The sequence below is a fragment of the Limnohabitans sp. T6-5 genome (assembly GCF_003063315.1).
Lineage (GTDB): Bacteria > Pseudomonadota > Gammaproteobacteria > Burkholderiales > Burkholderiaceae_C > Limnohabitans_A.
The window spans coordinates 161,918-187,607 of the sequence record NZ_NERV01000003.1 but is presented as its reverse complement, the minus strand read 5'-3'; the positions used below and the strand labels follow the sequence as shown (position 1 = coordinate 187,607).

The 25,690-nt window shown below is 63.1% G+C and carries 10 protein-coding genes; 1 reads left to right on the top strand and 9 read right to left on the bottom strand.

Translation table 11 applies throughout. The annotated features are described in order from the left end of the window. Positions 1 to 390: 390 nt before the first annotated feature. The 9 genes from B9Z51_RS19010 to sucC form a co-directional block, all read right to left on the bottom strand. Positions 391 to 16,239 (bottom strand): Ig-like domain-containing protein, encoded by a 15,849-nt coding sequence (locus tag B9Z51_RS19010; protein ID WP_108375283.1) that lies wholly within the window; start codon positions 16,237 to 16,239, stop codon positions 391 to 393. A 189-nt stretch (positions 16,240 to 16,428) separates the two neighbouring features. After that, on the bottom strand, positions 16,429 to 17,412 hold the full coding sequence (locus B9Z51_RS12660) for an OmpA family protein (protein WP_158272887.1): 984 nt from the start codon (positions 17,410 to 17,412) through the stop codon (positions 16,429 to 16,431). Positions 17,413 to 18,570: 1,158 nt separating this feature from the next. Next, complete coding sequence (locus B9Z51_RS12655) at positions 18,571 to 19,209, bottom strand: response regulator transcription factor (protein ID WP_108375279.1); 639 nt, start codon at positions 19,207 to 19,209, stop codon at positions 18,571 to 18,573. Positions 19,210 to 19,334: 125 nt separating this feature from the next. Then, positions 19,335 to 20,786, bottom strand: a complete 1,452-nt coding sequence (locus B9Z51_RS12650) for a PglL family O-oligosaccharyltransferase (RefSeq protein WP_108375277.1) — start codon at positions 20,784 to 20,786, stop codon at positions 19,335 to 19,337. Positions 20,787 to 20,869: 83 nt separating this feature from the next. Beyond that, positions 20,870 to 21,352 (bottom strand): pilin, encoded by a 483-nt coding sequence (locus tag B9Z51_RS12645; RefSeq protein ID WP_108375979.1) that lies wholly within the window; start codon positions 21,350 to 21,352, stop codon positions 20,870 to 20,872. Further along, positions 21,349 to 21,492 (bottom strand): hypothetical protein, encoded by a 144-nt coding sequence (locus B9Z51_RS18840; protein WP_233254955.1) that lies wholly within the window; start codon positions 21,490 to 21,492, stop codon positions 21,349 to 21,351. Before B9Z51_RS18840 ends, B9Z51_RS12645 begins: the two co-directional genes overlap by 4 nt. A gap of 36 nt (positions 21,493 to 21,528) precedes the next feature. After that, positions 21,529 to 22,203 carry a TerC family protein gene (locus B9Z51_RS12640; RefSeq protein WP_108375275.1) on the bottom strand — a complete coding sequence of 225 codons (675 nt, stop codon included), beginning with the start codon at positions 22,201 to 22,203 and terminating at the stop codon, positions 21,529 to 21,531. A gap of 195 nt (positions 22,204 to 22,398) precedes the next feature. Next, positions 22,399 to 23,295, bottom strand: a complete 897-nt coding sequence (sucD, locus tag B9Z51_RS12635) for a succinate--CoA ligase subunit alpha (RefSeq protein WP_108365634.1) — start codon at positions 23,293 to 23,295, stop codon at positions 22,399 to 22,401. A 78-nt stretch (positions 23,296 to 23,373) separates the two neighbouring features. After that, positions 23,374 to 24,534 (bottom strand): ADP-forming succinate--CoA ligase subunit beta, encoded by a 1,161-nt coding sequence (gene sucC, locus B9Z51_RS12630; protein WP_108375273.1) that lies wholly within the window; start codon positions 24,532 to 24,534, stop codon positions 23,374 to 23,376. Between the two features lie 185 nt (positions 24,535 to 24,719). Here sucC and argC point away from each other — a divergent pair, with 185 nt between their 5' ends. Further along, entirely contained in the window at positions 24,720 to 25,643 is a 924-nt protein-coding gene (argC, locus tag B9Z51_RS12625; RefSeq protein WP_108375978.1) for an N-acetyl-gamma-glutamyl-phosphate reductase, read from the top strand. Positions 25,644 to 25,690 lie beyond the last annotated feature (47 nt).

Below are 25,690 nucleotides of genomic sequence, written 5' to 3'. Positions count from 1 at the left end.
TGCATGAAACCCGACAGGCCTTGTTTCGGTGCATGACAGGGCCAGGGGGGGTTAATTGATAAATTCAACACAATCATGTTTACATCCCGCCTTGTAGATTTGCCGCGCACGTCGCAGCTCGGTAGTCGAAGAGTCCGACGTTGTTTTTCACCGTTGCAGCCTGCGAAAGCATTGGGGGTTTGCGGGCAAACATCGGGGTCTTCGACCCCCGACCTACAACGGCGCAGATAACGGGCCGCCGACGTGCGAATTCCCGTGGTCCTTCTTGTAGGTCGGTACTCGAAGAGTCCGACATGGGCTTGATTGGCCACCAAAGCCCAATTCAGACGCGGCAGGCGAGCTGATGTCGGGGTCTTCGACCGCCGACCTGCGGGGGCAGCTCGCATGGGTTTACACGGCAGTGACGAGCAGGGCCTGTTCGATGAGCAACTGCGCGGCGGCGCTGTTGTGGTTGTAGGCCACATAGGTATGACCGTGGTTGACCACAGGGGTGCTGGATGCGGTCCACTGCGTCAGGTCGGACAGGACGACATGGTCGCCTTGATCGCCGCTGACCATGAGCTGGGTTTTGGCCTCGTGCGTGGCCAGGCCGGTGCTGTTGCTGCTGTTGTAAACGTCGTGCCCGCCAAAGTGGCTGAGCATGGTGTTCAAGTCCATGTGCAACGCGTTGTTGCCGGTGCCGGTCAGGTCGATTTCTTCGACGTTTTGCACGGCGCCCACGCCGGCGTGGGCAAAGTCCAGCGTCTGTTGGCTGCCCGACAGGGCCAGGGTGTCGATGGCGGTGCTGCTGTTGCTGTGGAAGACGGCGGCCGTGACATCGGACATGCCGCCGAAGACGACATAGCTTTCGACGTGTGGCGCCGACAAATTGGTCGAGCTGACGCTGTAGATGATGTCGTTGAGGCTGTCGCCGTTGAGGTCGCCTGCGCTGGTGCCTGCGTAGGTGTAGCTGAAGCCGCCATGGGTGGCGGTGAAGCTGCTGACGGTGTCGCAGGGGCATTCAATGCCCAGGGACAAGGCGTTGTTGGCGTCTGCGCCGTCCTGGTTGGCGTTGCCCGCTGCGTCGGTGAATTTGCCGCTGGCCACATAAAGCGCGGCGCTGTAGGTGCCAGGCAAGGGCGTGAAGGTGGCGCTGTAGCTGGTGCCCGAGCCCTGGAAGTTGCTCAGGGTGCCGCCCATGACGCTGATGTCGCCCAGGCCGAAGGTGGTGCTGGCTTCACTGAGGGTGAAGTGGACGGTGGGCGTCTGGCCCAGAAGCACCATGTCGGTGTCGCAGCTGATGGCGATGGTGGGTGGGGTGGTGTCTGTGCCACTTGTGCCCGTGCCCGTGCCCGTGCCCGTGCCGCTCGTGCCGCCCGTACCTGTGTTCAGGCTCAAAGACAAGGTGTTGTTGACTTCCGCGCCGTCGGCGTTGTTGTTGCCTGCGGCGTCGGTGAAGCTGCCGTTGGGCACAAACACGGCCGCGCTGGTGGCGCCCGGTGTGGGCGTGAAGATGGCGGTGTAGCTGCTGCCCCAGCCCTGGAAGTTGCTGAGCGTGCCGCCGACGACGCTGATGCTGCTGGCGTTAAAGGTGTTGCTGGGCTCACTGAGCTGGAATCCGATGACGGTTGTCTCGCCGCTGGCCAGCTGGCTTTGGCTGCTGAACACGGTGACGGTGGGCGGCAGGATGTCGGTCGTGCCACCTGTGCCTGTGCCTGTGCCTGTGCCTGTGCCTGTGCCTGTGCCTGTGCCTGTGCCTGTGCCACCGGTGCCACTGCTGATGTTCAGCGCCAGCGCCTGGCTGCCCGTGGGGCTGTCGATGTTGGCGTTGCCTGCGGCGTCGGTGAAGCAGCCGCTGGCCACGTACACCACCGAGCTGGTGGCGCCCGCGGTGGGGGTGAAGGTGGCGGTGTAGCTGCTGCCCGAGCCGGTGAAGTTGCTCAGGGTGCCGCCGACCACGCTGATGTCGCCCACGCCAAAGGTGCTGCTGGCCTCAGACAGGGTGAAGCTGAGTGTGGTGCTTTGGCCGGGGGTCAGGTTGCTTTGGCTGCTGCTGATGCTGACGGTGGGCGGGTTAACGTCCACCGGGGTGCCGGTGCCCCCCGTACCGCCCGAACCTCCGGTGCCACCGCTGGCGGGCACGATGTTCAGTGTCAGGGCGTTGTTGGCGTCGGCGCCGTCGATGTTGGTGTTGCCTGCGGCGTCAGTGAAGCTGTTGCTGCCCACGAGCACGGCGGCGCTGGTGGCGCCTGCGGTGGGGGTGAAGGTGGCGCTGTAGCTGGTGCCACTGCCGCTGAAGTTGCTCAGCGTGCCGCCCACGACGGTGATGTCGCCCAGGCCAAAGGTGCTGCTGGCTTCACTGAGGGTGAAGGTGACGGTGGTGCTTTGGCCGGCCGTGAGCTGGCCGGTGCTGGCGTTGATGGCGATGCTGGGCGGGGTGGTGTCGACCGGGGTCGGGTTGACCACGCTGGTGCCGATGCTCAGCGAGACGGCGTTGTTGGCGTCGGCGCCGTCGGTATTGAAGTTGCCCGAAACATCGCTGAAGCTGTTGCTGGCGACCATGATGGCCGCGCTGCTGGCGCCTGCCGTGGGGGTGAAGGTGGCGCTGTAGCTGCTGCCCGAGCCGCGGAAGTTGCTGAGCGTGCCGCCGATCACGGTGACGTCGCCGGGGCCAAAGTTGCTGCTGGCCTCGCTCAGGGTGAAGCTGATGGTGGCGGTCTCGCCTGCGGCCAGACCGATCTTGTCGGTGCTGACGGCCACCGTGGGCGGTGTGGTGTCGGTGCTGCCGGTGGTGGTGCCAGTGCCGCCCGTGCCCGTGCCGCCTGATGTGGGGCTGCTGGGGTTGGTGCCGCCCAGGCTCAGGCTGACGGCGTTGTTGGCGTCCGCGCCGTCGGCGTTGAAGTTGCCTGCGGCGTCACTGAAGCGGTTGCTGGACACGACGATGGCGCCGCCCGTGGCGCCCGCTGTGGGGGTGAAGGTGGCGCTGTAGCTGCTGCCCGAGCCGGTGAAGTTGGAGAGCGTGCCACCGATGACGGTGACATCGCCCAGACCAAAGTTGCTGCTGGCTTCGCTGAGCGTGAAGCTGATGGTGGCGGTTTCGCCGCTGGCCAGATTGGCTTTGTTGCTGCTGACGGCGATGGTGGGGGCCACGGTGTCGGTGCTGCCAGTGGCACCTGTGCCAGTGCCAGTGCCAGTGCCAGTGCCAGTGCCTGTGCCGCCTGTGCCTGTGCCTGTGCCTGTACCGTCCGTGCCGCCGGTGCCGGTGCCACCTGTGCCGGTGCCTGTACCGCCTGTGCCGGTTCCACCTGTACCGCCGGTGCCTGTACCGCCTGTGCCGGTTCCACCTGTACCGCCGGTGCCTGTACCGCCGGTGCCTGTACCGCCTGTGCCTGTGCCAGTGCCTGTGCCTGTGCCTGTGCCTGTGCCTGTGCCACCTGTGCCGGTGCCTGTGCCACCTGTGCCGGTGCCACCTGTGCCAGAGTCCACCGTGCGCATGCTCAAGGCCACGGTGTTGTTGGGTTCGCTGCCGTCGGCGTTGGTGTTGCCTGCGGCGTCGCTGAATTTGCCGCTGGACACGATCACGGCCGCACCAGTGGCGCCCGCTGTGGGCGTGAAGGTGGCGGTGTAGCTGGTGCCGCTGCCGGTGAAGTTGCTCAGCGTGCCGCCGATGACGGTGACGTCAGCCAGGCTGAAGTCGGTGCTGGTTTCGCTGAGCGTGAAGCTGATGGTGGCGGTTTCGCCCGTGGCCAGGTTGGCCTTGTTGCTGGTGACCGCGATGGTAGGCGGGTTGATGTCGACCGAGTTGCCTGTGCCGCCCGTGCCGCCTGTTCCACCTGTTCCACCTGATCCGCCGGTGCCTGTGCCCGCACCGCCCGTGCCGCTGCTGCTGATGTTCAGCGCCAGCGTGTTGTTGGGCTCGCTGCCGTCGGCGTTGTTGTTGCCTGCGGCGTCGGTGAAGCTGCCGCTGCTGACCAGCACCACACCGCTGGTGGCGCCGGTGGTGGGGGTGAAAGTCGCGGTGTAGCTCGTGCCCGAGCCCTGGAAGTTGCTGAGCGTGCCGCCGACCACGGTGACGTCGCCCAGGCCAAAGCTGGTGCTGGGCTCAGACAGGGTGAAGCTGATGGTGGACGTTTGGCCAGGCGACAAGTTGGTCTGGTTGCTGGTGACCGCGATGGTGGGTGGCAGGGTGTCGGGGGCTGTGGTGCCGCCGGTGCCGGTGCCGCCAGTGCCTGTGCCACCTGTGCCGCCAGTGCCTGTGTCTGTGCCCGCGGGCGCCGCGATGCTCAGGGCCACGGCGTTGTTAGGCTCTGCCCCGTCGCCATTGGTGTTGCCTGCCGCGTCGCTGAAGGTGCTGCTGGCCACCACGATGGCTGCGCCGGTGGCGCCTGCGGTGGGCGTGAAGGTGGCGGTGTAGCTGGTGCCACTGCCTGTGAAGTTGCTCAGCGTGCCGCCGACCACGGTCACATCACCCAAGCCGAAGCTGGTGCTGGGCTCGCTGAGGGTGAAGCTGATGGTGGCGGTTTGGCCCGCGCTCAGGTTGGTCTGGTTGCTGGTGACCGCGATGGTGGGGGGCGCGGTGTCGAGGTTGGCCGCCGCAGGGTTGGCGACGTTTTCGCCAATGCTCAGGGTGACCGCGTTGTTGGGTTCGGCACCGTCGGTGTTGAAGTTGCCCGAGGTGTCGCTGAAACGGTTGCTGGCCACCATGATGGCGGCGCTGGTGGCACCCGCGTTGGGGGTGAAGGTGGCCACGTAGCTGGTGCCCGAGCCCCGGAAGTTGGACAGCGTGCCGCCAATCACGGTGACGTCGCCCAGGCCAAAGTTGCTGCTGGGCTCACTCAGCGTGAAGCTGACGGTGGCGGTGTCGCCAGCGGCCACGCCGTCTTTGTCGCAGGTGACGGCGATGGTGGGCGGGGTGGTGTCGGTGCTGCCGGTGGTGGTGCCACCTGTGCCACCTGTGCCACCCGTGCCGGTGCCTGTTCCGCCTGTGCCCGTGCCCGTGCCGCCCGAAACGGGCGTGCTGGGGTTGGTGCCGCCCAGGCTCAGGCTGACGGCGTTGTTGGGTTCGGCGCCGTCGGCGTTGAAGTTACCTGCGGCGTCGCTGAAGCGGTTGCTGGCCACCACAATGGCGCCGCCCGTCGCGCCCGCTGTGGGCGTGAAAGTGGCGGTGTAGCTGGTGCCACTGCCGGTGAAGTTGCTGAGCGTGCCGCCGACCACGGTGACATCCGCCAGGTTGAAGTCGGTGCTGGGCTCGCTGAGCGTGAAGCTGACGGTGGCCGTTTCGCCCGGGGCGAGGTTGGCTTTGTTGCTGGTGACGGCGATGGTCGGGGGCACGGTGTCGGCGGGAGGCGTGGTGCCGCCTGTGCCCGTTCCACCTGTGCCTGTGCCGCCTGTACCGCCAGTGCCTGTACCGCCAGTGCCTGTACCGCCTGTACCGCCGGTGCCTGTGCCACCTGTGCCACCTGTGCCACCTGTGCCGCCTGTGCCGGTGTCGGCAGGGGTCAGGCTCAGGGCCACGGTGTTGTTGGGCTCACTCCCGTCGGCGTTGAAGTTGCCTGCCGCATCGCTGAATTTGCCACTGGACACGAGCACGGCCGCGCCGCTGGCGCCCGCTGTGGGGGTGAAGGTGGCGGTGTAGCTGGTGCCGCTGCCGGTGAAGTTGCTGAGCGTGCCGCCGATGACGGTGACGTCAGCCAGGCTGAAGTCGGTGCTGGTTTCGCTGAGCGTGAAGCTGATGGTGGCGGTTTCGCCGGTGGCCAGATTCGCTTTGTTGCTGGTGACGGCAATCGTGGGTGGGTTGATGTCGACCGGGGTGACTGTGCCGCCCGTGCCTGTGCCCCCTGTTCCGCCCGTGCCGCCTGTTCCGCCCGTGCCTGTGCCACCTGTGCCGCTGCTGCTGATGTTCAGCGCCAGCGTGTTGTTGGGCTCGCTGCCGTCGGCGTTGAAGTTGCCTGCAGCGTCGCTGAAGGTGCCACTGCTGACCAGCACCGCGCCGCTGGTGGCGCCGGTGTTGGGGGTGAAGGTGGCGGTGTAGCTGGTGCCCGAGCCCTGGAAGTTGGACAAGGTGCCGCCAACCACGGTGACGTCATTCAGCCCGAAATTGGTGCTGGGCTCGGACAGGGTGAAGCTGATGGTGGCGGTTTGGCCAGGCGTCAGGTTGGTCTGGGTGCTGGTGACGGCGATGGTGGGGGGCAGGGTGTCGGGCGTTGTGCCCGTGCCCGTGCCCGTGCCTGTGCCACCTGTGCCGGTGCCCGTTCCACCCGTGCCGCCGGTGCCAGCAGGCGCTGGCGCGATGCTCAGGGCTACGGCGTTGTTGGGCTCTGCCCCGTCGCCGTTGGTGTTGCCTGCGGCGTCACCAAAGGTGTTGCTGGCCACCACGATGGCGCCGCCTGTGGCGCCTGCGGTAGGCGTGAAGGTGGCGGTGTAGCTGGTGCCACTGCCCTGGAAGTTGCTGAGCGTGCCGCCCACGACGGTGACGTCGCCCAGGGCAAAGTTGCTGCTGGTCTCGGACAGGGTGAAGCTGATGGTGGCGGTTTCGCCAGCGTTCAGCGTGGTTTTGTTGCTGGTGACCGCGATGGTGGGCGGTGTGGTGTCGAGGTTGGCCGCAGCGGGGTTGACGATGGTGGTGCCAATGCTCAGGGCCACGGCGTTGTTGGGCTCGGCGCCGTCGGCGTTGAAGTTGCCCGAGATGTCGCTGAAGCGGCCGCTGGCCACACTCACGTTGCCGCTGGTGGCGCCTGCGGTGGGGGTGAAGGTGGCGATGTAGCTGGTGCCACTGCCCTGGAAGTTGGACAGCGTGCCGCCTGCGACGGTGATGTCGCCCAGGCCAAAGTTGCTGCTGGTCTCGGACAGGGTGAAGCTGATGGTGGCGGTGTCGCCTGCGGCCACGCCGGTTTTGTCGCTGGTGATGGCGATGGTGGGCGCGGTGGTGTCGGTGCTGCCGGTGGTGGTGCCGCCAGTTCCCGTGCCCGTGCCGCCGGGTGTCACCGGCGTGCTGGGGTTGGTGCCGCCCAGGCTCAGGCTGACGGCGTTGTTGGGCTCGGCGCCGTCGGCGTTGAAGTTGCCTGCGGCGTCGCTGAAGCGGCTGCTGGCCACCACGATGACCCCGCCGGTGGCGCCCACGGTGGGCGTGAAGGTGGCGGTGTAGCTGGTGCCCGAGCCCTGGAAGTTGCTCAACTGACCGCCGACGACGGTGACGTCAGCCAGGCTGAAGTCGGTGCTGATTTCACTCAGGGTGAAGCTGATGGTGGCGGTTTCGCCGGGGGCGAGGTTGGCTTTGTTGCTGGTGACGGCCACGGTGGGCGCGACGGTGTCGGCCGGTGGCGTGGTGCCTGTGCCTGTTCCACCTGTGCCACCTGTGCCACCTGTGCCGGTGTCGGCAGGGATCATGCTCAGGGCCACGGCGTTGTTGGGCTCACTCCCGTCGGCGTTGAAGTTGCCGGCCGCGTCGCTGAATTTGCCGCTGGACACGAGCACGGCCGCGCCGGTGGCGCCTGCGGTGGGGGTGAAGGTGGCGGTGTAGCTGGTGCCCGAGCCCTGGAAGTTGCTCAAGCTGCCGCCGAGCACGGTGACGTCGGCCAGGCTGAAGTCGGTGCTGGTCTCGGACAGGGTGAAGTTGATGGTGGCGGTGTCGCCTGCGGCCAGCTGGCTCTTGCTGCTGGTGATGGCGATGGTGGGCGGCGTGTTGTCGGCCGGGGGAGTGGTGGTGCCCGTGCCTGTGCCACCCGTACCGCCCGTGCCGCCCGTACCTGTGGGGGCGACAGCGCCCAGGCTCAGGGCCACGGCGTTGTTGGGTTCGCTGCCGTCGGCGTTGTAGTTGCCTGCGGCGTCGTTGAAGGTGTTGCTGGCCACCACGATGGCGGCGCTGCTGGCGCCTGCGGTCGGGGTGAAGGTGGCGGTGTAGCTGGTGCCCGAGCCCTGGAAGTTGCTCAAGCTGCCGCCGACGACCATGACGTCGTTCAGGGCAAAGGTGTTGCTGGTTTCGCTGAGGTTGAAGCTGATGGTGGCGGTTTCGCCAGTGGCCAGCTTGGTTTTGTCACTGCTGACGATGATGGTAGGGGCCACGGTGTCGGCAGGCGGGGTGCCACCCGTTCCGGTGCCCGAACCTGTGCCGGTGCCTGTGCCTGTGGGGGCCGGGGCGATGATGCCCAGGGCCACGGCGTTGTTGGGTTCGGCGCCGTCGCCGTTGGTGTTGCCTGCTGCGTCGCTGAAGGCGCTGCTGGCCACCATGATGGCCGCGCCGGTGGCGCCCGCGTTGGGCGTGAAGGTGGCGGTGTAGCTGGTGCCACTGCCCTGGAAGTTGCTGAGTTGGCCACCGATGACGGTGACGTCGCTCAGGGCGAAATTGCTGCTGACTTCGGACAGGTTGAAGCTGATGGTGGCCGTCTCGCTGCTGCTGAGCGTGGTTTTGTTGCTGCTGACGATGACGGTGGGCGGCGTGGTGTCGCCCTGGTTGGGGGTCTCCAGGCCGGTGGTGCCTGCGGGCAGGCCCAGGCTGATGGAGACGCCGTTGTTGGGCTCGGCACCGTCTTTGTTGGCGTTGCCCGCTGCATCGGTGAAGCGGTCGCTGTCCACCAAAATCAGGCCGCTGACCGCGCCCGCGTTGGGCGTGAAGGTGGCGATGTAACTGGTGCCACTGCCCTGGAAGTTGGAGAGCGTGCCGCCAATGACGTTGACGTCGGACAGGCCAAAGTTGTTGCTGGCCTCGCTCAAGCTGAAGCTGATGGTGGCGGTGTCACCGGTCACCAGACCCGTTTTGTTGCTGCTGACGATGATGGTGGGCGGCGTGGTGTCGGGGTTGGGGCCTGCGCTGGCGCCGCCCATGCTCAGGGCCACAGCGTTGTTGGCATCGAGGCCGTCGGCGTTGTTGTTGCCTGCGGCGTCACTGAACACGCCACTGGAGACCAGGATGGCGCCGCTGCTGGCGCCCGGTGTGGGGGTGAAGGTGGCGGTGTAGCTGGTGCCGCTGCCGCTGAAGTTGGACAGGGTGCCGCCGACCACGGTGATGTCGCCCAGGCCGAAGTTGCTGCTGCTCTCGCTCAAGCCAAAGCTGATGGTGGACGTTTCGCCCAGGGCCAGGTTGGTTTTGCTGGCGCTCACAATGACGGTGGGCGCTGTGGTGTCAGTGGGCGCTGGCGTGCCGCCACCTGAGCTGGCCTGGCCCAGGGTCAGGGCCACGCTGTTGTTGGGTTCGGCGCCGTCGTTGTTGTTGTTGCCTGCGGCGTCGCTGAAGGTGTTGCTGGCCACTTGCACGGTGGCCGTGGTGGCGCCCGCTGTGGGGGTGAAGGTGGCGCTGTAGCTGGCGCCGCTGCCGATGAAGTTGCTCAGCGTGCCGCCGACCACGGTGACGTCACCCAGGGCAAAGTTGCTGCTGGCTTCACTCAGGTTGAAGCTGACGGTGGCGGTGTCGCCGTTGGCCAGTTGGCTCTTGTTGCTGCTGACGATGACCGTGGGCGGTGTGGTGTCACCCGGCGGGGGCGTGCCGCCCCCTGAGGTGGTCTGGCCCAGGGTCAGGGCCACGCTGTTGTTGGGTTCGGCGCCGTCGTTGTTGTTGTTGCCTGCGGCGTCGCTGAAGGTGTTGCTGGCCACTTGCACGGTGGCCGTGGTGGCACCCGCTGTGGGGGTGAAGATGGCGCTGTAGCTGGCACCGCTGCCGATGAAGTTGCTCAGCGTGCCGCCGGTGACGGTGACATCACCCAGGGCAAAGTTGCTGCTGGATTCTGAGAGGTTGAAGCTGATGGTGGCGGTGTCGCCGGTGGCCAGTTGGCTCTTGTTACTGCTGACGATGACCGTGGGGGGTGTGGTGTCGGCAGGCGGGGTGACGGTGCCACCCCCTGTGCCGCCGCCCGTGCCGCCCGTGCCTGCGGGTGCGGTGGGCGCCGTCATGCTCAGCGAGACGGTGTTGTTGGGCTCCTGGCCGTCCTGGTTGTTGTTGCCTGCGGCGTCGCTGAAGGTGTTGCTGGCCACCACGATGGCGGCGCTGGCCGCGCCTGCGGTGGGCGTGAAGGTGGCGGTGTAGCTGGTGCCTGAGCCTGTGAAGTTGCTCAAAGTGCCGCCGACCACGGTGACGTCACCGATGTTGAAGTCGGTGCTGGGCTCGGTGAGGCTGAAGCTGATGGTGGCGGTTTCGCCCGTGGTCAGAGCCGTTTTGTTGCTGCTGACGATGACGGTGGGCGGGAGCACGTCGGCCGGGGGCGTGGTGCCACCTGTGCCCGGTCCTGCGGGCGCGGCGCTGCCGATGCTCAGTGAGACGGCGTTGTTGGGTTCGGTGCCGTCCTGGTTGAAGTTTTTGGCGGCGTCGCTGAAGGTGTTGCTGGCGACCACGATGGCGGCGCTGGCCGCACCGGCAGTCGGTGTGAAGGTGGCGGTGTAGCTGGTGCCTGAGCCGCTGAAATTGCTCAGCGTGCCGCCCACGACCATGACGTCGCCCACGGCGAAGTCGGTGCTGGGCTCGGACAGGCTGAAGCTGATGGTGGCGGTCTCGCCCGTGGCCAGCGTGGTTTTGTTGCTGCTGACGATGATGGTGGGCGGGGCGGTGTCGGTGGGGGTGCCCGTTCCTCCTGTGCCCGCAGGCGCAGGGGCGGCCGTGATGCTCAGGGCCACGGTGTTGTTGGGTTCCTGGCCGTCGCCGTTGGTGTTGCCTGCGGCGTCGCTGAAGGTGCTGCTGGCCACCACGATGGCGCCGCTGGCCGAGCCTGCGGTGGGCGTGAAGGTGGCGGTGTAGCTGGTGCCCGAGCCGGTGAAGTTGCTGAGCGTGCCACCGATGACGGTGACGTCGGACAGTGCAAAGTTGCTGCTGGGCTCGCTCAAGGAAAAGCTGATGGTGGCCGTCTCGCCCGTGGCCAGCGTGGTTTTGTTGCTGCTGACGATGATGGTGGGCGGTGCGGTGTCGGCCGGGTTGGGCGTGCTCAGGCCGCTGGTGCCTGTGGGCAGGCCCAGGCTGAGGGTGACGCCGTTGTTGGGCTCGGCACCGTCCTGGTTGGTGTTGCCTGCGGCGTCGGTGAAGCGGTTGCTGTCGACCAGGATCAAGCCGCTGGTGGACCCGGCATTGGGCGTGAAGGTGGCGATGTAACTGGTGCCCGAGCCCTGGAAGTTGGACAAGGTGCCGCCAATGACGTTGATGTCGGACAGGCCAAAGTTGCTGCTGGCTTCACTCAGCGAGAAGCTGATGGTCGCGGTCTCGCCCGCTGTCAGCCCCAATTTGTTGCTGCTGACGATGATGGTGGGCGGCGTGGTGTCGGGGTTGGGGCCTGCGGCCGCGCCGCCGATGCTCAGGGCCACGGCGTTGTTGGGTTCCTGGCCGTCGGCGTTGAAGTTTTTGGCCGCGTCGCTGAAGGTGTTGCTGGAGACCATGACGGCGCCACTGCTGGCCCCGCTGGTGGGGGTGAAGGTGGCGGTGTAGCTGGTGCCGCTGCCGGTGAAGTTGCTCAGCGTGCCGCCGACCACGGTGACGTCGCTCAAGGCAAAGTCTGTGCTGGTTTCGGACAGGTTGAAGCTGATGGTGGCGGTTTCGCCCAGGGCCAGGTTGTTTTTGCTGGCGCTGACGATGACGGTGGGGGGCGTGGTGTCGGTGGGCGCTGGGGGCGTGACGGTGCCGCCACCCGTGGGGGGTGTGCCGATGCTCAGCGAGACGGTGTTGTTGGATTCGGCGCCGTCGGCATTGAAGTTGCCTGAGGCGTCCGAAAACGCGCCGCTGGCGACCACGATGGCAGCGCTGTTGGCGTTGCTGTTCGGCGTGAAGGTGGCGGTGTAGCTGTTGCCGGAGCCGGTGAAGTTGCTCAAAGTGCCGCCGACGACGGTGACGTCGCCGATGTTGAAGTCGGTGCTGGCCTCGCTCAGGGCAAAGCTGATGGTGGCGGTTTCGCCTGTGGCCAGCGTGGTTTTGTTGCTGCTGACAATCACCGTGGGCGGCGTGGTGTCGCCTGCCGGGCCGGGCGCGGCGGGCGCACCAATGCTCAGGGCCACCGCGTTGTTGGCGTCAGCGCCGTCCTGGTTGGTGTTGGCGGCGGCGTCGCTGAAGGTGTTGCTGGCCACCACGATGGCGGCGGCCGTGGCCCCGGCCGTGGGCGTGAAGGTGGCGGTGTAGTTGCTGCCCGAGCCCTGGAAGTTGCTGAGCGTGCCACCGATGACGGTGACGTCGTTGACGGCGAAGTTGAGGCTGGGCTCGCTCAAAGAGAAGCTGATGGTGGCCGTCTCGCCCGTGGCCAGCGCGGTTTTGTTGCTGCTGACGACGATGGTGGGCGGTGTGGTGTCGGTGCCGGGTGTGGTGCCTGTGCCACCCGGTGCGGGCGGCGCGATGCTCAGGGCCACGGCGTTGTTGGGCTCGCCGCCGTCGCCGTTGGTGTTGCCTGCGGCGTCGCTGAAGGTGTTGCTGGCCACCACGATGGCGCCGCTGGTGGAGCCGCTGCTGGGCGTGAAGGTGGCGCTGTAGCTGGCACCCGAGCCAATGAAGTTGCTCAGCTGGCCGCCGACGACGGTGACGTCGGACAGGGCAAAGTTGGTGCTGGCTTCGCTCAGGTTGAAGCTGATGGTGGCCGTCTCGCCGCTGGCCAGGTTGGCCTTGTTGCTGGTGACGATGATGGTGGGCGGCGTGGTGTCGGCCAGGTTGGGCGTGGTGGTGCCGCCGGTGCCTGCGGGCAGGCCCAGGCTGAGGGTGACGCCGTTGTTGGGTTCGGCGCCGTCTTTGTTGGCATTGCCTGCGGCGTCGGTGAAGCGGTCGCTGTCGACCAGGATCAGGCCGCTGCTGGCCCCTGCTGTGGGCGTGAAGGTGGCGATGTAGCTGGTGCCCGAGCCCTGGAAGTTGGACAGGGTGCCGCCCATGACGTTGACGTCGGCCAGACCGAAGTTGCTGCTGGTCTCGGACAGGGTGAAGCTGATGGTGGCGGTCTCGCCTGCGGAAAGGCCGGTTTTGTTGCTGCCCACGATGATGGTGGGCGGCGTGCTGTCGGGGTTGGGGCCAGCGGCGGCGCCACCGATGCTCAGGGCCACGGCGTTGTTGGGCTCCTGGCCGTCGGCATTGGGGTTGCCCGCCGCGTCGCTGAAGCTGTTGCTGGGCACCAAAATGGCCGCCCCCGTGGCGCCGCTGGTGGGCGTGAAGGTGGCGGTGTAGCTGGTGCCTGAGCCGGTGAGGTTGCTCAATGTGCCGCCGATGACGGTCACATCGCCCAGCGCGAAGTCGGTGCTGGGCTCGCTCAGGGTGAAGCTGATGGTGGCGGTCTCGCCTGTGGCCAGGTTGGTTTTGTTGCTGTTGACGACGATGGTGGGCGGGGTCAGGTCACCGGTGAGGTCTTTGCCGCCTCCCGGGGAAATGAAGTCTCCCACGCTCATGGAGACCGTGTTGTTGGGCTCGGCGCCATCGGCGTTGAAGTTTTTGGCCGCGTCGCTGAAGGTGTTGCTGGCCACCACGATGGCGCCGCTTGTGACGCCCGCATTGGGCGTGAAGGTGGCGCTGTAGCTGGTGCCCGAGCCGATGAAGTTGCTGAGCGTGCCGCCTACGACGGTGACGTCAGCCAAGGAAAAGTCGGTGCTGGCTTCGCTCAGTGTGAAGGTGATGGTGGCCGTCTCGCCAGTAGGCAAGTTGGTTTTGTCCGTGGCCACGATGATGGTGGGGGGCACGGTGTCACCCGAGGTACCGCCGCCGCTGCTGGTGTTGCCCAGGCTCAGTGAGACGGTGTTGTTGGTTTCCTGGCCGTCGGCGTTGAAGTTTTTGGCCGCGTCGCTGAAGGTGTTGCTGGCCACCACGATGGCGCCGCTGTTGGCACCCACTGTGGGGGTGAAGGTGGCGGTGTAGCTGGTGCCGCTGCCGGTGAAGTTGCTGAGCGTGCCGCCGACCACCGTGACGTCTGCCACGCTGAAGTCGGTGCTGGGCTCGCTCAGGGTGAAGGTGATGTTGGCGGTCTCGCCCGTGGCCAGTGCGGTTTTGTTGCTGGCGACGATGACGGTGGGGGGCACGGTGTCACCCGTGGTGCCGCCGCCGCTGCTGGCGTTGCCCAGGCTCAGTGAGACGGTGTTGTTGGCTTCCTGGCCGTCGGCGTTGAAGTTTTTGGCAGCGTCGCTGAAGGTGTTGCTGGCCACCACGATGGCGCCACTGGTAGCACCCGCTGTGGGGGTGAAGGTGGCGGTGTAGCTGGTGCCGCTGCCTGTGAAGTTGCTGAGCGTGCCGCCGACCACCGTGACGTCTGCCACGCTGAAGTCGGTGCTGGGCTCGCTCAGGGTGAAGGTGATGAGCGCGGTGTCGCCCGTGGCCAACGCTGTTTTGTTGCTGGCGACGATGACGGTGGGGGGCACGGTGTCGGGTGTGCCGCCCGTTCCCGAGCCGGTTCCGGTGCCAATGCTCAGAGAGACGGTGTTGTTGATTTCCTGGCCGTCGGCGTTGAAGTTTTTGGCTGCGTCGCTGAAGGTGTTGCTGGCCACCACGATGGCGGCGCTGACCGCACCTGCCGAGGGCGTGAAGGTGGCGGTGTAGCTGGTGCCGCTGCCCGTGAGGTTGCTGAGCGTGCCGCCCACCACGGTGACGTCACCCAAGGCAAAGTCGGTGCTGGCTTCACTCAGGGTGAAGCTGATGGTGGCGGTTTCGCCCGTCGCCAGGTCGGTTTTGTTGCTGCTGACAATGACGGTGGGGGGCTCGGTGTCGGGCGTGCCGCCTGTACCGCCAGTTCCAATTTTTATGCCGCCCAGGCTCAGGGATACGGTGTTGTTGGGTTCCTGTCCGTCGGCGTTGAAGTTTTTGGCCGCATCACTGAAGGTGTTGCTGGCCACCACGATGGCACCGCTGGTGGCGCCTGCATCGGGCGTGAAGGTGGCCACATAGCTGGTGCCGGTGCCCTTGAAGTTGGACAGTGAGCCGCCCACGACAGTGACGTCGGCCATGCTGAAGTCGGTGCTGGGCTCGCTCAGGGTGAAGCTGATGAGCGCGGTGTCGCCACTCGCCAGCTGGCTTTTATCGGTGCTGACGATGATGGTGGGCGGGACGGTGTCGCCACTTCCACCGGTTCCTCCGCCGGTTCCACCACCCGTGCCGGTGTTGATGCTTTCCGTCGCGCCCAGGCTGAGGGCGACGGCGTTGTTGACTTCGGAGCCGTCCAGGTTGAAGTTGCCTGCGGCGTCACTGAATCGGTTGCTGGCGACCACCACGGCGCCGCCTTTGGCGCTGGCTGTCGGTGTGAAGGTGGCGGTGTAATGCGTGCCACTGCCCTGTAAGTTGCTCAATGTGCCGCCCACAGCGGTCACATCGGCCAGGCTGAAGTCGGTGCTGACCTCGCTCAGGTCGAAGCTGACTGTGGCGGTGTCGCCGGTGGCCAACTGTGTTTTGTCGCTGGTGACCACCACGGTGGGGGGCACTTTGTCAGCGGGGTTGCCGATGACGGGGTCGCCGATTTTGAGCGCGACAGTGTTGTTGGTTTCGGCGCCGTCGTCGTTGGTGTCGCCCGCCGCGTTGCTGAAGGAGCCACTGCCCACGAGGATGGCCGCGCTGGTGGCGCCAGAAGCAGGCGTGAAGGTGGCCGTGTAAGTGGTGCCTGAGCCTTTGAAGTTGCTCAGCGTGCCGCCCACGACAGTGACGTCGCCTGCTGCAAAGTCAGTGCTGGCTTCTGACAGGGTGAAGGTGATGGTGGCGGTTTGGCCGGGGGCCAAGGCGTCTTTGTCGCTGGTGACCACCACGCTGGGGTGGCCACCGGGCTCGGTGGGGGGCGTAGGCGTGGGCGTGCTTGGGCCCGGGTCGCCACTGTTGGCCAATGCGGCGATGGCGCCTAAGCCCAACAAGGGCAACAGGGGCCCCCAGCCGGGGGCGCCGGGCAATGCGCCGGGCATTGCGCCGGGTGCCCCGGAGCCGATCAGCGGCACGGCAAAAGGTGTGACTTCTGCGGTCCCCAGCGCCACGTTGATAGCCTGCGCACCATCACTGAGCACGGGCACCAGGCCCATGGTTTTCGGGTCTTCCGGGATGTAGGGGTAGAACTTGCCGTTCTCAGCCTGGCCAATCAGGCCTTCGTGCCCTGCGGGCATGACGTCGTAATAGTCCTCGATGACCAGTGAGGCTTCGTTTTCTCCAGCAAAGATGACCAGCAGGTTTTTGCCACTGCGGCGGACTTTGACGTAGTCGGGACCAACAGGTTTGTCACGCTGCAAGTCTTGCAGCTGGTATTTGACGCCCGCCTCTGCCTTGATGCGGATCGGTTGTCCACGCGCGCCGAGGTCTTGCTCGATGCGCACTTCTTTGGCTGTGTCTTTGCCATTGCTGGCGATGACTTTGTATTGCTTGGCCATGCTTATTCTTTGCTGTCTTCAGCGCCACCCAACCGACCTCGGCTTGGTGTGGCGTTATGGAGAGGCGCCAAAGCGCCCATAGGATGACCCGGCGCTTTCGCACCTTTGCACATGTGGGCCAACGCGACAACCCGCAGCTGCGGGTGTGTGGATGGAGTAATGGCCATGTGAGTCATCATGTTGTTTTCATCACCTGTAAATTTGCCGCTTGTACCCCGTGACCTGCACCACCACTCGCCTGTTGGGCAAGTTGCAGCGAATGCTTTCCGGGGTGTCGATGGGGGCGCAGTTGGTCACGATCGGTTCGCGGTCACCACGGCCTTCGGTGGTGATGCGCACGCCTGACAGTTGTCTGCGTTCGATGTATTGCTTGACGGTGCGCGCACGGTTGATGCCGAGCAGTTCGTTGGCATCCTTTTTACCCAGTGGATCGGCATGACCCACCAGGTGCAGGTGTTCGACTTCGACAAAATCGTTCAGGATCTTGTCCACCATGTCGTTGATCGATCGCACACCTTGCTCGGTCATGGCCGCCGGGTCAGAACGGTCAAAGGCAAACAAGGTGTGTGCGCTCAGAGTGATTTCTTCGGTCACGCGCTGACGCTGGGGGGAGTTGTCGATCCGGCATTCTTGGGCAACTCGTGAGACGGTGTGGATTTGTTCAAGTGCGGCGCTGTTTTCCTGCTGCGCTTTCACGGCAGGTATGGGTTGCAACACCGGACGGCCGTTGTGGTCTTGCACTTTGAAATAGTGCGTGGAGCCGCCTTCAAGACGCGTGACGGTGATGGCATCGACCAAGTCTTTGGGACGGTTGGCGGCATCCATTTGGCGTGCCCCCATCTCGACGCTGCCCGGCCGGTAGCACAGTGCACTCCAGGCACCGCGCACCAAAGATGCGTGGTAACGGTCATCGATGAAAATGCTGGTGGCGCCGGGAAGCCGGTTGTCATTGGTGCGGTAAATGATGATGCGTGCCTGATCCCGCGCCACAGGCGGGGGCGCGCGAAAGGCCTGACCGAGCACATCAATGTGCGCTGTCACGCCAGCATGCTGGGTTTCGACGCTGACAGGATGCGCAGGTTGGGCCGTGCCATTCAATGGCACAGCCAACAGGCACAGCGCAGCCCACGCGACCAGCCTGAGCAGGCCCGCGTTGACTATTCCTCTCAGCATATTTTTTGATTTCACCGACATCTCCAATGTTTGCGCGGCTTGACATGACAAAAACATCAATCAAACGCAATATTTAGGTCTTGTGTTTTTTGTTGATTAAAGCAATTTGAATCTGAAGATACTGAGAATTCAATATTGCAAGAACCCCCAATTGGGGTACGCCCATGACTTTTTTGACACTTTTGACAGGTTTTTTTGCGGTTCAATCAAAAAACCACAATAAATCACACGCAACTGTCATGCGAGCGCTCAATAGCAAGGGATTTTTGTCATTTTTTTGAGCATGGGGCAGGCAAATAGCGACACCCAAGAACGCGTTGTGTCATGCACATCAAGGGCTTGCATGCCTTTATTCGTGTGACGTCTCTGATGTCGAGTGCGTCAGCATCGCGTGAAAATTTGCAGACATGTTCGTTGAACAAGCCAAGCCCCGACATGGAGGCCCGCTGACCCGAAGCGCTCGTTTTACACGGCACGGGTTGATCGGGAGAATGTCGGTCTCTTCGAGTACCGACCTACGAGCGCATCGGCATGCCAACCCCCAAGCCATTGGTAGGTCGGCGGTCGAAGACCCCGACATGAAGGCTCGCTTACCCAAAACGCTCGTTTTACACGGCACGGGTTGATCGGGAGAATGTCGGACTCTTCGAGTACCGACCAACGAGCGCAGAAAATGTCGGACTCTTCGAGTACCGACCTACGAGCGCAACGGCATGCCAACCCCCAAGCCATTGGTAGGTCGGCGGTCGAAGACCCCGACATGAAGGCTCGCTTACCCAAAACGCTCGTTTTAAGCGGCACGGCTCGATCGGGAAAATGTCGGACTCTTCGAGTACCGACCAACGAGCGCAGCGGCATGCCAACCCCCAAGCCATTGGTAGGTCGGCGGTCGAAGACCCCGACATGAAGGCTCGCCACCCCGAATCGCTCTTTCAGCGCGGCACGGCTCGATCGGCAGAATGTCGGACTCTTCGAGTACCGACCAACGAGCGCAGAAAATGTCGGACTCTTCGAGTACCGACCTACGAGCGCATCGGCATGCCAACCACCAAGCCATTGGTAAGTCGGCGGTCGAAGACCCCGACATGGCATGACTGAGCTTTTGCGCTTTTTCTGGCGTGCTAGTTGTGTCTGACCTGTCTAGTGGATTGCGCTCAGTCAGGCGGAGTAGGTGGGCATGAGTTGGGTCAGGTCGACCCCTTGGCACAGGCTGATGAGGTCAGCGCCGCTGCTGACGTCAAATTTCTGATAAATCGTGGCGCGGTGTTTTTTGGCGGTTCCGGGCTGGATGCCGGTCACTTCACTGATGGCTTTGTTGGTCAGCCCCTGCACGATCAGCATGAAAATTTCCTGCTCCCGGTTGGACAAGGTCACAAAGGAGCGTTTGAGGTTGTCAAGGTTGATGAACTGCAGGTTGCGGTCCCGGTCGATGTCCAGGGCGCGGTCCAGGGTTTCACACAGTTTTTCCCGGTTGAAAGGTTTGAGCAGGAAGTCAATTGCGCCGCCCCGGAAGGCGGTGATGATCTCGTCCTGGTTGCTTTCACCACTGATGAAAATGATCGGGGTTTTGCGACCCAGGGAATGCAGCTTGGCCTGCAACTCCAGGCCGGTGATGCCTGGCATGCGCACGTCGAGCAAGAGCACGGCCGGGGAAATGTCGAGTGATTGGCTCAAAAAGGCGCGGGGGTCTTCGTAAGCATCTACCGTGTAGCCCACCATGGTCAGCAAGTCGCTCAGATAAAAGCGCATGTCATGGTTGTCATCGACCAGAAATATATGACCCAAGCGTTTCTTCATTGATCTCCTGCCTTCCCATTCAAATCACAAGTCAAGGATCAATTTAACAAATCTGTCAATGGATGTAATTATCCAATTGGGTAATTCAACGGGTATTTTTCCCTTTTTAGGTAATTAATACGGGTTTATGGATCTGGGTACACCTTGTTCAACTGTTTTTGATGCCATTGCGCCAAGTCTTCTTGACCCAGCAAATGGGCGCTGTCAATCAGTGGATGGATGACTTTGGGTTCGGGTGAGTAATGCAACAGGGTTTGGCTCAGTTGCAGCATGTGTGCAGCATTGTCTGGCGTGACGGGCGTCAGGCTGAGTTCGGCAAATTGGGCGCTGGCGCCAAAAAACCAGCTGGCCTGTGCCGCGCCCATGGGGTCTTCGCGCCACCAGAGCCAGCGCTGCGCAGCAGGCATGTAAATTTGCCGAACACGGGCGTAGTCCACAGCCACCACGCTCAATATCGCCAGCGCTGCAACGGCCAAAGCGCGTACGGTGGCGGGCCAAACCCACAGACCGGACGATGGGCTGCGCATCAGCAGCCCGAAGCAGAGCAACACCGCAAGCTGAAACGGCCCATACCAAAGCGGAAACTCCAGCAAACTGTGCAAACCGATGACAGCCAAAACCGACCAGGCGAGTTGGTGGTGCAATTGGCGGCTTTTCCAGGGACGCATGCGCAGCACCAATACCACCAATGTGCAGACAATGAGGACCGCCACGGGTATCCCCAAAGTCACCGCCAGATGCAAAGGCAGGTTGTGGGCGTTGCCCAGAATGTCGCAAAACCGGTTGGCGCGCCCGCCCGGGTAATCGGCCATGTAGTGGGCGTATTTGAGTTCACCCCAACCCCAGCCCAGCCACGGTCTTTGCTCGATCAGTTGCAGCACGTTGCTCCACAGCACGCGACGGCTGCCACAGGCTTCGTCTTGACTGAGGCGAGCCCAGGCACTTTCGCCAGCCTGGCCCGTGGCCATGCTCAGGGCCCAAGGCAAGAGCGCACTGGCAATGACATAGATCAACCAGGCCCACAGGGCCAGGGGCCAGGCCATTTTTTCTCTGTTTGCATGCCGTTTTGACCAATAAACCGCGAGCAACAGCACCAAGACCATGTGCAGCAAGCCTGTGCGGGAGGCGGTCGCGGCGTTGCCAATGGCCACAAGCGCAAGCATCCACAGGGCATGCCTGGTTTTCAGGCCATTCGCTTGCCACCAGAGCACGGCCAGAACACCCATGGCCAGCAGCGTTGCCAATTGGTTGCGTTGGCGTAAATTGGCATTGGCTTCTGCCAAACCGGCAGGCACATGTACCCAGGGGCTGAATGCCCCGGCGAAGCCAAAATACTGCACCAGGCCCATGGCACTGCTGATGAGTGCGGCCACGACCCATGCGCGGGCTACATCGTGGGTGCGCAGGCCCGGGGCAAAAACGAGCAGCAGGGTCATGCATGCCCAGCTGATCAGTAAAGGCACCGTATTGGCTTGGGGTGCGGGTGCCCAGGGCTGCAGCCAGGGCAGCGCCAGCAACACCACAATCCAAATACTTTGCAGGCCAGATGTGGCCGGGGAGTTGAGGTTCAGACGCACCAGAAAATGCCTGTTAGGAGGTCAGCGGCGCCAATCCAAGGACAGACGAGACTGTCTGATGTGCCTGCTGACCGAACTCAGCATCAGGATGCTTTGCATGAACCCGGCAAGTACTTGAGGGGCAAACCGTTGCTGGCAGCTGGCCCACAGCGCCAGCTGGCGATGGTTTTGCCACCGTCGGTGCTGCCATTGATGGGCGTGTCACCAGTTTGCAAGGGCGTCAGTGCAATCGCATTGGCTGAAGCAGTGGTGCTGCCCCGCAACGTTTCGTGGTTACCGACCACGGTGATGACGCCATTGCCATCGACACTGACGCTGCTGACGTATTTGCTGGTCTGGCTTTCGCAGACTTTGGGCAAAGTGGACGAGACATCCGCTTGAGAAGAAGAGCTGATGGCTTCGTTGACCGCTGTTTTACAGCCATTGGCGGCCAGCAACATTTCGGCCGTTTTGGCCCGGATGCTGTAGTCCTGGTACGCAGGTAGCGCCAGTGCACCCAGGATGCCGATGACCGCGATCACGATCATCAGCTCGATCAAAGTCATGCCTTGCTGTTTGTTTGTCATGCCCATGCCCCTTTTTGAATATGAATTTTCATATTAAATGATTCACTTTCAGAGTGCCAGGCATTTTGAATACAACGCATGAATTTCAGGTCTGGCATGGCACTCAAAAATGGCCCTGCGCCTGAGCCATCGTTGATCAAGACGGCGTGGCTTTGCCACCCCGTCTTTGCAAACAATCAGTTCGACTTTTTGGATGCCGCCATCTTGCCGATGGCCAGCACCAATGCTGCTCCCACAGCAGGGCAGACGTAGTGCATCCAGGTGTTGGCGTCCACAAACGATTTGAGTGCAACGTCGCTGGCGATGGTTTCACCACCCACCCAACCAATCAGTGCAGCCCCCAGCGTGACGATGATGGGGAAACGGTCCATCAACGCAATCATCATCTTGCTGCCGAAAATAACCAGTGGAATGCTGATGGCCAGACCCAGGACCAACAACGTCATGTTGCCTTTGGCAGCAGCTGCAACACCAATCACGTTGTCCAGGCTCATGACCAGGTCGGCGATCAAAATGGTGCGAATGGCGACCCACAGGCCGTGATTCTGATCGTGACCGTCATCACCGTCGTCCTCCCCACCCAGCAATTGCGTTCCGATCCACAGCAGCAAGATGCCGCCAATGATTTGCAAATAAGACAGTGCCAGCAATTTGGCCGCAACCACCGTCAGTGCAATGCGCAGGAACACCGCAGCACCCGAGCCAAACATGATGGCTTTTTTCTGTTGCTCGGGGGGCAATCCGCGAGCGGCCAGAGCGATCACCACCGCGTTGTCACCCGACAGGATGATGTTGATCCAGATGATCTTGAGCAGGCCAATCCAAAAATCTGCTGTTTGCAGCATGTCCATGTTGTTCTCCGTGAGTCAAAAAAACCAAAGCGCTGACAACCTGCGTTGACAGCGCTTGGGGATGCAGGTGCCGAGTTTAACGGGCTGCGCCTGCGTCAGAAGTGCGTAATTGCCCTTATGGCCGAGCCTTACGCGACTCGACCGGCCTGGGCTTGATCTATGGGGGACAGCGCTGAAAAGCTGTCTCCCATGTCATCACTTCAGCTGAGCCTTGAGCAATTTGCCCAGCTCAGATGGGTTACGTGTGACGATGAAGCCGCACTCTTCCATGATGGCCAGCTTGGCATCGGCCGTGTCGGCGCCGCCAGAGATCAGGGCACCTGCGTGGCCCATGCGCTTGCCGGGAGGGGCAGTCACACCAGCGATGAAGCCCACAACAGGCTTCTTCATGTTGGCCTTGCACCACTGAGCGGCTTCGGCTTCGTCTGGACCGCCGATTTCACCGATCATGATGACGGCGTCGGTGTCTGGATCGTCGTTGAAAGCCTTCATCACGTCGATGTGCTTCAAACCGTTGATCGGGTCACCACCGATACCGACGGCGCTGGACTGGCCCAGACCGACTTCGGTCAGCATCGCCACGGCTTCATAGGTCAAAGTGCCCGAACGGGACACCACGCCGATGCGGCCTTTGCGGTGGATGTGACCGGGCATGATGCCGATCTTGATTTCGTCAGGGGTGATCAGACCTGGGCAGTTGGGGCCCAGCAGCAATGTGCGCTTGCCGCCAGCAGCTTCCTTGGCCTTCATCTTGTTGCGCACTTCGAGCATGTCGCGCACTGGAATGCCTTCGGTGATACAGATGGCCAGGTCCAGGTCGGCTTCAACGGCTTCCCAGATCGCAGCGGCTGCGCCTGCTGGGGGCACGTAGATCACGGACACGGTCGCGCCCGTTTGCGTGGCGGCTTCCTTGACGGACGCGTAGATTGGGATGTTGAAGATGGACTCGCCAGCCTTCTTGGGGTTCACACCTGCGACGAAGCAGTTCTTGCCGTTCGCGTATTCCTGGCATTTTTCAGTGTGGAACTGACCGGTTTTGCCGGTGATGCCTTGGGTGATGACTTTGGTGTCTTTGTTGATGTAGATCGACATGTTGGTTCCTTGGTTGAGCGTTGGGCGTTCTGCGTTGGGCGTGAAATCACGCTCTGCGCTGAACGCTCAACCTTGAATTCACTTAACGGCTGCGACGATGGCTGTCGCGGCTTCGGCCATGGTGTCGGCAGAGATGATCGGCAGACCGGATTCGGCCAGCATCTTCTTGCCCAACTCGTCGTTGGTGCCCTTCATGCGCACGACCAGTGGCACGGACAGGTTCACGGCCTTGCAAGCGGTGATCACGCCGGTGGCGATGGTGTCGCACTTCATGATGCCGCCGAAGATGTTGACCAAAATGCCTTTGACATTCTTGTTGGCCAGCATGATCTTGAAGGCTTCAGTGACTTTCTCGGCTGTAGCGCCGCCGCCCACGTCCAGGAAGTTGGCTGGCTCGCCGCCGAACAACTTGATGGTGTCCATGGTGGCCATGGCCAAGCCAGCGCCGTTGACCAGGCAGCCGATGTTGCCGTCCAGGCTGATGTAGGCCAGGTCGAATTTGGAAGCTTCCACTTCGGCAGGATCTTCTTCGTCCAGATCGCGGTAAGCCACGATTTCGGGGTGACGGAACAAAGCGTTGGCATCGAAGTTGAACTTCGCGTCCAGAGCCATGACGTTGCCCTTGCTGTCGCGGTTCAGCGGGTTGATTTCCACCAAAGATGCGTCAGTTTCCATGTAGCACTGGTACAGCTTCTTGAAGATGTCCACAGCTTGGGCGGTGGAGTCTGCTGGCATGCCGATGGCGTCAGAGATCTTCTTGGCTTGTTCGTCGCCCAGACCGGTCAGAGGATCGATGAACTCGGTGATGATTTTCTCGGGGGTGGAGTGAGCCACTTCCTCAATGTCCATGCCGCCTTCGCTCGAAGCGATGAAAGCGATCTTTTGTGTGGCGCGGTCGGTGACCACGGACACGTAATATTCTTTGTTGATGTCAGCGCCGTCTTCGATGTAGAGGCGACGGACTTTTTGGCCTTCGGGGCCAGTCTGGTGCGTCTTGAGCTGCATGCCCAGGATCTCGCCAGAGATGCGTTTCACGTCGTCAATGGTTTTGGCCACTTTGACGCCGCCGCCCTTGCCACGGCCACCGGCGTGGATTTGGGCCTTGACCACCCACACTGGACCGCCCAGTTTTTGAGCGGCTTCAACAGCCTCTTGAACGGTGAATGCTGGGATGCCGCGTGGAACGGGCACGCCGAATTGACGCAAGATTTCCTTGCCTTGGTACTCGTGAATCTTCATGAGGTCTTCTCTCAGAGGGGTGGAATTCGACCGGTCCGCCGGGGTCCTTCAATCAAGGAGGGCCAGCCAGCAGGCTCTGGACACTGCAGCCGTCGACTGTATCATGCTGCAATGCACCAATACTGATCCTTGCGTCTTACATCGACATGACGCTGGGTGCCATCTTGAACAAGGAAGTGAACCTTATGGCCAAAATATTCATCGACGGCGAAGCCGGAACCACCGGTCTGCAAATTCGTGAACGCCTGGCTTTGATGCCTGAAATCCAGGTGCTGAGTATCGATCCGGCCCGCCGCAAAGACCCCGAAGTCAAGCGCGACTTGATGGCCGAGGCCGATCTGGTGGTCTTGTGCCTGCATGACGATGCGGCCGTGGAATCAGTGGCCATGATCGACGCCATGCCCGGTCGCAAGCCACGCATCGTGGACGCCTCCACGGCACACCGCTGTCATCCCGAATGGGTGTATGGATTCCCCGAACTGGCGGCCCATCAGCGCGCCGCCGTGCAGGCCGCCGAACGCGTGGCCAACCCCGGGTGCTACGCCACCGGGGCCATCGCACTGCTGCGTCCTCTGGTCGATGCCGGTTTGCTGCCGGCAGATTTTCCGGTGTGCCTGCCTTCTGTGAGTGGTTACTCCGGCGGCGGCCGCACGATGATTGAGGACTACGAAGCGGGCAAAGCCCCCTTGTACGAAGCCTACGCGCTGGGCCTCAAGCACAAGCACATCCCCGAGATCATGAAGCTGGCTGGGCTGACCCGGCGCCCCCTGTTTGTGCCTGCCGTGGGCAACTTCCGCCAGGGCATGCTGGTGCAGCTGCCCCTGCACCTGGACGAATTGCCCGGCCAACCCAAGGCCGCCGATCTGCATGAGGCCTTTCGCGCCCATTACGCGCAGAGCCAGACCGCTGGGGGCTGGGTGAGCGTGGAGCCTGCAACGGAGAGCGGCAAGCTCGACGCCCTGGCACTCAACGACACCAACAAGCTCGAAATCCGCGTGTTCGCCAATGAAGAAACCCGCCAGGCGGTGCTGATTGCCCGTCTGGACAATCTGGGCAAAGGCGCCAGCGGCGCGGCGGTGCAAAACATCCAGCTGATGCTGGGTTTGTAATTCAGTCTGGCCGCTTGGCCGTCGCAGCCCTCACGGGGGCTGCCCAT